This is a genomic window from Mycobacterium sp. (assembly GCF_052145595.1).
Lineage (GTDB): Bacteria > Actinomycetota > Actinomycetes > Mycobacteriales > Mycobacteriaceae > Mycobacterium.
In genome coordinates this window covers 1-6863 of sequence record NZ_JBKQOI010000073.1, presented here as the reverse complement: position 1 = coordinate 6863, position 6863 = coordinate 1, and the positions used below count along the sequence as shown (strand labels likewise).

Annotated in this window: 6 protein-coding genes; 1 reads left to right on the top strand and 5 read right to left on the bottom strand. The window is 66.2% G+C overall.

The genetic code is table 11. The features are described 5' to 3' along the window. From ACLP4W_RS05485 to ACLP4W_RS05465, 5 genes are all read right to left on the bottom strand, one after another. On the bottom strand, positions 1-1000 hold a 1000-nt coding region (locus ACLP4W_RS05485; protein ID WP_442384871.1), incomplete at its 3' end, for an alpha-amylase family glycosyl hydrolase. Between the two features lie 38 nt (positions 1001-1038). Further along, the gene (locus tag ACLP4W_RS05480) at positions 1039-3210 is read right to left on the bottom strand and encodes an acyltransferase family protein (protein WP_442384873.1); all 2172 of its coding nucleotides are present in this window, start codon (positions 3208-3210) and stop codon (positions 1039-1041) included. 75 nt (positions 3211-3285) lie between these two features. Beyond that, positions 3286-4035, bottom strand: a complete 750-nt coding sequence (gene ripD, locus ACLP4W_RS05475; RefSeq protein WP_442384869.1) for an NlpC/P60 family peptidoglycan-binding protein RipD — start codon at positions 4033-4035, stop codon at positions 3286-3288. A gap of 604 nt (positions 4036-4639) precedes the next feature. Next, positions 4640-5035, bottom strand: a complete 396-nt coding sequence (gene rpoZ, locus ACLP4W_RS05470; RefSeq protein WP_442384867.1) for a DNA-directed RNA polymerase subunit omega — start codon at positions 5033-5035, stop codon at positions 4640-4642. Between the two features lie 93 nt (positions 5036-5128). Beyond that, on the bottom strand, positions 5129-6307 hold the full coding sequence (locus ACLP4W_RS05465; RefSeq protein ID WP_442384865.1) for a cysteine desulfurase family protein: 1179 nt from the start codon (positions 6305-6307) through the stop codon (positions 5129-5131). Positions 6308-6538: 231 nt separating this feature from the next. Here ACLP4W_RS05465 and ACLP4W_RS05460 point away from each other — a divergent pair. Continuing rightward, positions 6539-6863 (top strand): alpha/beta hydrolase (locus ACLP4W_RS05460; RefSeq protein WP_442384863.1); only part of this gene is annotated, 325 nt, incomplete at its 3' end.

Here is a 6863-nt window from a genome sequence, read left to right as displayed (position 1 = left end):
CGAGCCGGTAGTAGGCGGCGTTGTCGATGCCGCGGAAGTTGATCGTCGGACCGAGGTGGTTGCCTTCGGCGGTGTGGTTGTACACCACGTCGAGGATGACCTCGATGCCGGCTTCGTGCAGGCTGCGCACCATGGATTTGAACTCGGCGACGCTGGCCTTGCGGTTGGCCGCGTACTGGTTGTGCGGGGCGAAGAACCCAAAGGTGTTGTAGCCCCAGTAGTTTCGCAAGCCCAGGTCGAGCAGCCGCGCGTCGTGCATGAACTGATGAACCGGCATCAGTTCGAGGGCGGTGACATTGAGCGACCGGAGGTGGTCGATGATCACTGGGTGGGCCAGCCCGGCGTAGGTGCCGCGCAGTTCCTCGGGGATCCCGGGATGGTTCTGCGTCATGCCCTTGACGTGGGCCTCGTAGATGACCGTCTCGTGGTACGGGGTAAGCGGCGCGCGGTCGAACGCCCAGTCGAAAAATGGGTTGATCACCACGCTGGTCATGGTGTGGCCCAGGGAGTTGACCATCGGGGGAGTTCCGATGTCGGCCCCATTGGCGTTGGGGTCGTCGGGGTTGACGGCTTTCAGGTCGTAGGAGTACAGGGCCTGGGTGAACTCGAAATCGCCGTGGAAAGCCTTCCCGTACGGGTCAAGCAGTAGCTTGCTGGGGTCGCAGCGCAGGCCCGCCGCCGGATCGAAGGGCCCGTACACACGAAATCCGTAGCGCTGACCCGGGGTGATGTTCGGCAGATAGGCATGCCAGACAAATCCGTCAACCTCGTCGAGGGGGATCCGCGACTCGTTGCCGTTGTCGTCGATCAGACACAACTCGACCTTTTCGGCGATCTCGGAGAACAACGAAAAGTTGGTGCCTGCGCCGTCATAGGCGGCTCCGAGCGGATACGGGGTCCCAGGCCAAACGGTGGCCAGCCTGGGCTGGGGCCTGCCGGCATCGGGAGTGACAGTACCTTTTTTGGAGCCTGTCTCCGAGGCTGGACGGTTGGTCGGCATCACTCGACCTTATCCGCGGCCCGGGGTGCGTGCGCCCGCTACCACCACCCAGTGTTGGCCGCGATTTGGCGGCCGAGCTCATTGGCCATGGTCCGCATGTAGGTGGGGGTCAGGTGATGAGCGCCGTGGTAGATCAGCACGTTTCCCTCAGCCGCACGGCAGATGTCTTGGCGGCAGATCGCGTCGGACATGTCAAGCGGCTTGAGCAGTGGGAACTGCGCGACGAAATCGAGGGTTTGATTGTGGTCGGCCAGCACGTCGGAACGCTTGACCGCGCACGACTGGGCACTCCCGCCTTTGGCGAGACAGTCCGCGGGGTCGAAAGGCTTGCCATCCTTGACCAGCCACGGGGTGTCCCGCATGGCGAGGATGGGAATGTTGTTGTCGGACAACGTTTGCCAGATTCCGATGTACGTCGCCGGCATCACGTCGCCGCTTCTGATGTTCCACGGTCGAGTCGATGTGGTGAACACGTAGTCGGGACGGTCGACGACCAGCTTGGCCATCGTCCGTTGCACCCATTCGCGGCACTGCGGATACGGAGCGTTGTTGCCCATGATCAGCGGGACTTGCTCGGTGGACAACGGGCAGCCCATCTTGAGATACGTCACCACCTTGAAGTGGTGCAGATGACCCAGCACGTCCAGCGCGGGCAGCCAGTGCTCCGCGTGTGAACCACCGGCCAGCGCGATGGTCCGGGTGGCGGCGACGTCGCCGTAGGTGCAGTTGACCACCGCCGGGTTGACGAAGTCGCTGATGCAACCGTCCCTGGTCGAGGACGGGAGGTCCTCCTTGACCTCGAGGACGGTGGGCCGCACCGGCAGCGTGGGCACCCGCACGTGGTCGGTCAGGGCACGCGCGCCGGGGTAGTCCTGCGGGTTGAGCACGCTGAGCTCCTTGCCCGCGGCGCGCAACACCGTGACGTGCTGACGCCAGGTGAACGAGGTTACGGTCAGCGTGACACCCAGCAGCACCACCATCGACCCCAGCGCCATCGTCGGCCTGCGCAGACGCAGCCACCAGGAGACCGGCGCCGGGGAAGCGGCGTCCGCGGGTGCCTGGTAGCGCAGCGGGTCCTCGACGAGCCGGGTGGTCAGGTACGCCAGCAATCCGGATACCAGCAGCACGCCTGCGCCCTCGAAGAAGTTGGCGTGCCGGTGGCCGCTATAGGACAGCCAGAAGATCAGCAGCGGCCAATGCCACAGGTACAGCGAGTACGCCATCGCACCGAGTGCCACCAGCGGCCGGGCCGCCAGCAGTCGATTCGGCAGCGGCATCCGGTCCGTGGTGCCGGGATGCACGTTGGCCCCGGCAAGGATCATCAGCATGGTGGCCCCGACGGGTACCAGTGCCCACGGACCGGGGAACTCCTTGACACCGTCGATCAGGGCCCCACACGACACGATTGCGGCCACCGCGACGGTGGCGACTGCGGTGCGCAACCACATGGGCCAACGGATGTAGGGGACTAGTGCGCCGGCGAGCGCGCCCAGCAGCAGCTCCCATGCCCGCGCGAAACTGTCGTAGTACGCGGTCGCCTGATCGTCCTGGTGGGCGAAGATCGCGTAGACGAACGACGCCACCGTCAGCGCGCTCAGCAGCACCACGAACATGGTCCGTAGGTATGGGGCCCGCGGGCCCCGAAACAGGCCCTGTAACGAGTAGGCGCACCCGGCCACCAGCAGCAGGAAGCCGATGTAGAACTGACCCTGCACCGACATGGACCAGATGTGCTGCAACGGGCTGACGGCTTCGCCCGCACGTAGATAGTCGGACGCGGTGTTGGCCAGCTCCCAGTTCTGGTAATAACCCAGGCTGGCCAGGCTCTGGTCGGCGAACGTCTCCCAGCGGGTTTCCGGTTGGACCAGGATGGTGAGCACTGCGCAGGCGGCCAGAACTACCACCAGAGCGGGAAGCAGGCGACGCACCAGCCGGATCACCTCGGCTACCGGCGACAGCGAAACACCCGGGTTGAGCGCGGCGCGAAGGATTTTTCCGCCGAAGAAGAACCCGGACAGCGCAAGAAACACGTCCACGCCGCCGGACACCCGGCCGAACCAGATGTGAAACACGGCGACCAGGGCGATCGCGATGCCACGCAAGCCGTCGAGGTCGTAACGGTAGAACCCCGCGGCCCCCCCTGCACGCGCACCAACAGTGACCGGTTTCGCAGCGGCGACCGGCGATTGAGGCGGTGACAGTGTCTGCAGCATGATCGACCGCCAATTTACCGAAAACCGCCACCTGCTCCTGACGGAGCAAGTGGCGGCTGTTAGGGGAACGGGTTATCGCGCGGTATTTATCGGAGCCTGCAGCACGGGAGCCTGCTGCAACGGCGCTTGCTGCAACGGCGCTTGCTGCAACGGCGCCTGCTGCACTGGTACCTGCTGAAGAGGTGCCTGCTGCGTTGGCGCCTGCTGTGCCGGCAGCTGCTGCACCGGCGCCTGCTGCAGGGGTGCCTGCTGCGCTGGCGCTTGCTGCAGAGGAGCCTGCTGCGCCGGTGCTTGCTGCTGGGGTGCCTGCTGCACCGGCGCCGTCTGCGTCCCGAGAACCCGAACCAGGTAGGGCGTCATACCGTTGGCACGAACAGGCGAAACCTGGACGACGTCGCCTACCTCCAGCATCTGGTTGTTTCCGAGGTACATAGCGACGCTTTCCGTGCCCCCAGGACCATAGAAGATCAGGTCGCCGCGTTGTGCTTGCTGCGGCAGGATCTTCTGGCCGACTCGGTACATCTCGCCGGAGGAACGCGGCAGCTTGATTCCGGCGCCGGCGTAGGCGTATTGCATCAGGCCGGAGGCGTCGAATCCGACGGTGCCGATGCCCGTACCCTTGCCGCGAGTGGGGCCAGTGACACCGCCGCCGGCCCATGAAAACGGAACGCCGCGCTGCGAAAGACCGCGCATAACGACGACGTCGGTGGCCTGCTGGTAGTCCATCGGCCTGGTGCCGGGGTCAGCGGTCGCGAAGCCGAGGGCGACCAGCGGCGCCACCAGCATCGCGAGACCGATCGCGACTGCGTAGAAGCGTTTCATCGGGATTCCACCTTCTTCTGTTCGGGCCTCAGCCTTGGTGACTTCGCGCATCGGCCGCTATCGCAGGGCGAAGGCCTCCTCGTCGGGTCCAACGCCGCTGCATGACTGTTGGATGGTGAACCCGGTCGGCTTGTCGGCTGAATTCACACCAGTCACTACAGACACTTTTACAACAGAAGTTGCTTGCAGAAAATAGCTGGTGAGGCCCACGAGGGATTCTTTGTCGTAACGTGACCGGACGGTGACTGGCGAACCCAATTCTGTGTGCGCAGTTGTGATTTCGGTCTCAGAACCGCATCAGTTGTTCGCGCCGCTGCCCCCTACTCAACGCGTCGGCGGCCCGACTTCGCCGCCATCGAACGACTTGCGCTTTGCGGTCGGGACCACTCGAAGACGTCCCGGCGAGACCGCGTAGATCCGCAACGCAAGTGATTCTCTTCCTCGAAGATAGCAAATCGTCACGCGCTGAACACAGACGCCACGCGAAACTTGAGCGTAGCTGTGGATACGCTGCAAAAAAAATCCCGCCGCGCCCACAAGGACCGACGGGAATGACGCGGCGGGAGCCGATGCGCTGGCGCGGCGGCGCGCCGCGGCGCCCGACTTAGTCGGTCTCTTCTTCCGGCTCCGGCGGAGGCGCCAAACCTTCGAGTCCGCGCAGCAAATCCTCTTCGGTCATGCGGTCGAACTGAGCGTCCGCGCCGAGTTCGATCTGCGCCTGCGCATTCGGGTTGACCATCAGCGGCGCGGCCTCCGCCTCGGGCTCGTCGACCTCGACGTGCTTCTGCAGGGCGTGAATGAGATCCTCGCGCAGATCCCCGGGCGACAGCTTGCCGTCGCCGATCTCGCGCAAAGCGACGACCGGGTTCTTGTCGTTGTCGCGCGGCACGCTGATCGGCGAGCCGGAGGAAATGGCGCGGGCGCGATGGCTGGCCATCAGGACGAGATCGAAGCGGTTGTCGACCTTGTCGATGCAATCCTCAACGGTAACGCGAGCCATGGAGACTCCTGATGAAAGGGCGAGAAAAAGGGGAAAGCGAACGCGCCCTCTACACCTCGAGCGCGCGAGATGCAAGTTTTCCGCTGTTGTCGATCAGAGCGCGACCCTTGCTCGGCCCGTCCGCATCCGCTCGATCGCGCCGCGAAAGGCCTCAGCGAAGCGCTCGACATCCGGCTCCGCTGACGACCATCCGAGGCTCAATCGGATCGCTCCGCGCGCCAGGTCCGGCGCAACGCCCATGGCGGCCAGCACATGTGACGACGTCACTTTGCCCGAGGAGCAGGCCGAGCCGGAACTGACCGCGACGCCCGCGAGATCGAGAGCGATCATCAGCGTCGCCGCCTCGACGCCGGGAGCGGCGAAGCACAGTGTGTTGGGGAGTCGAGGCGCCGCCTCGCCGAAAACGACAACGTCAGGCGCGGCCTCGCGAACGGCGTCTTCGAGACGGTCGCGAAGGGCGAGAAGGCGCGCGGCCTCCGCCGTCTCGTCGAGGCAAGCGCGGGCCGCGGCGCCGAAGCCGGCGTTCGCTGCGACGTCCTCGGTGCCCGCGCGGGCGCCGCGCTCCTGCCCGCCGCCGCGGATTAGCGGCTCGCCCGAGCTGAATCCTGCGCTTGCCGCCAATAGCGCCCCCGCGCCTTTCGGCCCTCCCATCTTGTGGGCGGAGAGCGCCAACGCATCCGCGCCGAGCGCGCCGATGGCGCAGCTCATTCGCCCTGCGAGCTGAACGGCGTCGCAAAAGACGAAACCGCCCGCCGCATGGACGAGCGCGGCGGCCTCGGCGACCGGCTGGACGACGCCGGTCTCGTTATTGGCGCCCTGCAGCGCGAGCAGCGCCCGCCGAGGCCTCCGGCAGGCCGCCTCGAGCCAGTCGAGGTCGATCCGCCCGTCGGCGCCCAGCGGCGCGACTTCGACCGCAGAAGGGGGGAATCGATGGCCGACGAGAACGCAAGGGTGCTCCCCCGCGCTGACGATCAATCGTTCGAGCGGCGACTCCTTTTGTCCGACGCCGAAGTGCGGGTTGAGCGCCATGTTCGCGGCTTCGGTCCCGCCGGAGACGAAAGTCACCGACCGCGGCGCGACGCCGGCGAGGCGCGCGACGTCGGCTCGCGCGTCCTCGACGAACCGCCGCACCGCCCGGCCCTCCGCGTGGACCGAGGAGGGGTTGCCGGTCGCGGCCATCGCGGCGAGCGCCGCCTCGCGCGCCTCCGGCCGCAGGGGGGCCGTCGCGTTATGGTCGAGATAGGTCCTTGTCGTCGGTCTGGCGGCGGCCATAGCGGCTCCGGCGGGAACGGTCGTACGGGCGCGCGCATCGTTGCGCCCGCGCAACGGTTTTTCCTTGCAATCTCGGGTGCCTTGCGTGCTATGAGGCAGCCTCCGAGGCGAGCCCCGTCGACTCGACAGAGACATACGCGCCCCGATCCCGCGCTGCAAGGCGTCGCCCCCGCTCACGCGCTAAGCATCGAGGGGCGCTGGAGCGTGCCGACGGGTTCTTTTGGAGTTTGCATGCCCGAGGTCTTTTTCAACGGTCCCGCCGGGCGGCTGGAAGGCCGCTTTCATCCCGCCAAGCAGAGGGGCGCCCCGATCGCCGTAGTGCTGCATCCGCACCCCCAGTTCGGCGGCACGATGAATAACCAGATCGTCTACAACACTTATTACAACTTCGCCGAGCGCGGGTTCTCGGTGCTGCGGTTCAACTTCCGCGGCGTCGGACGCTCGCAGGGCGCTTTCGACCACGGCCAGGGCGAGCTTTCGGACGCGGCCTCCGCGCTCGATTGGGCGCAGTCGATCAGTCCAGAGGCGCGCGCCTGCTGGATCGCCGGCGTTTCGT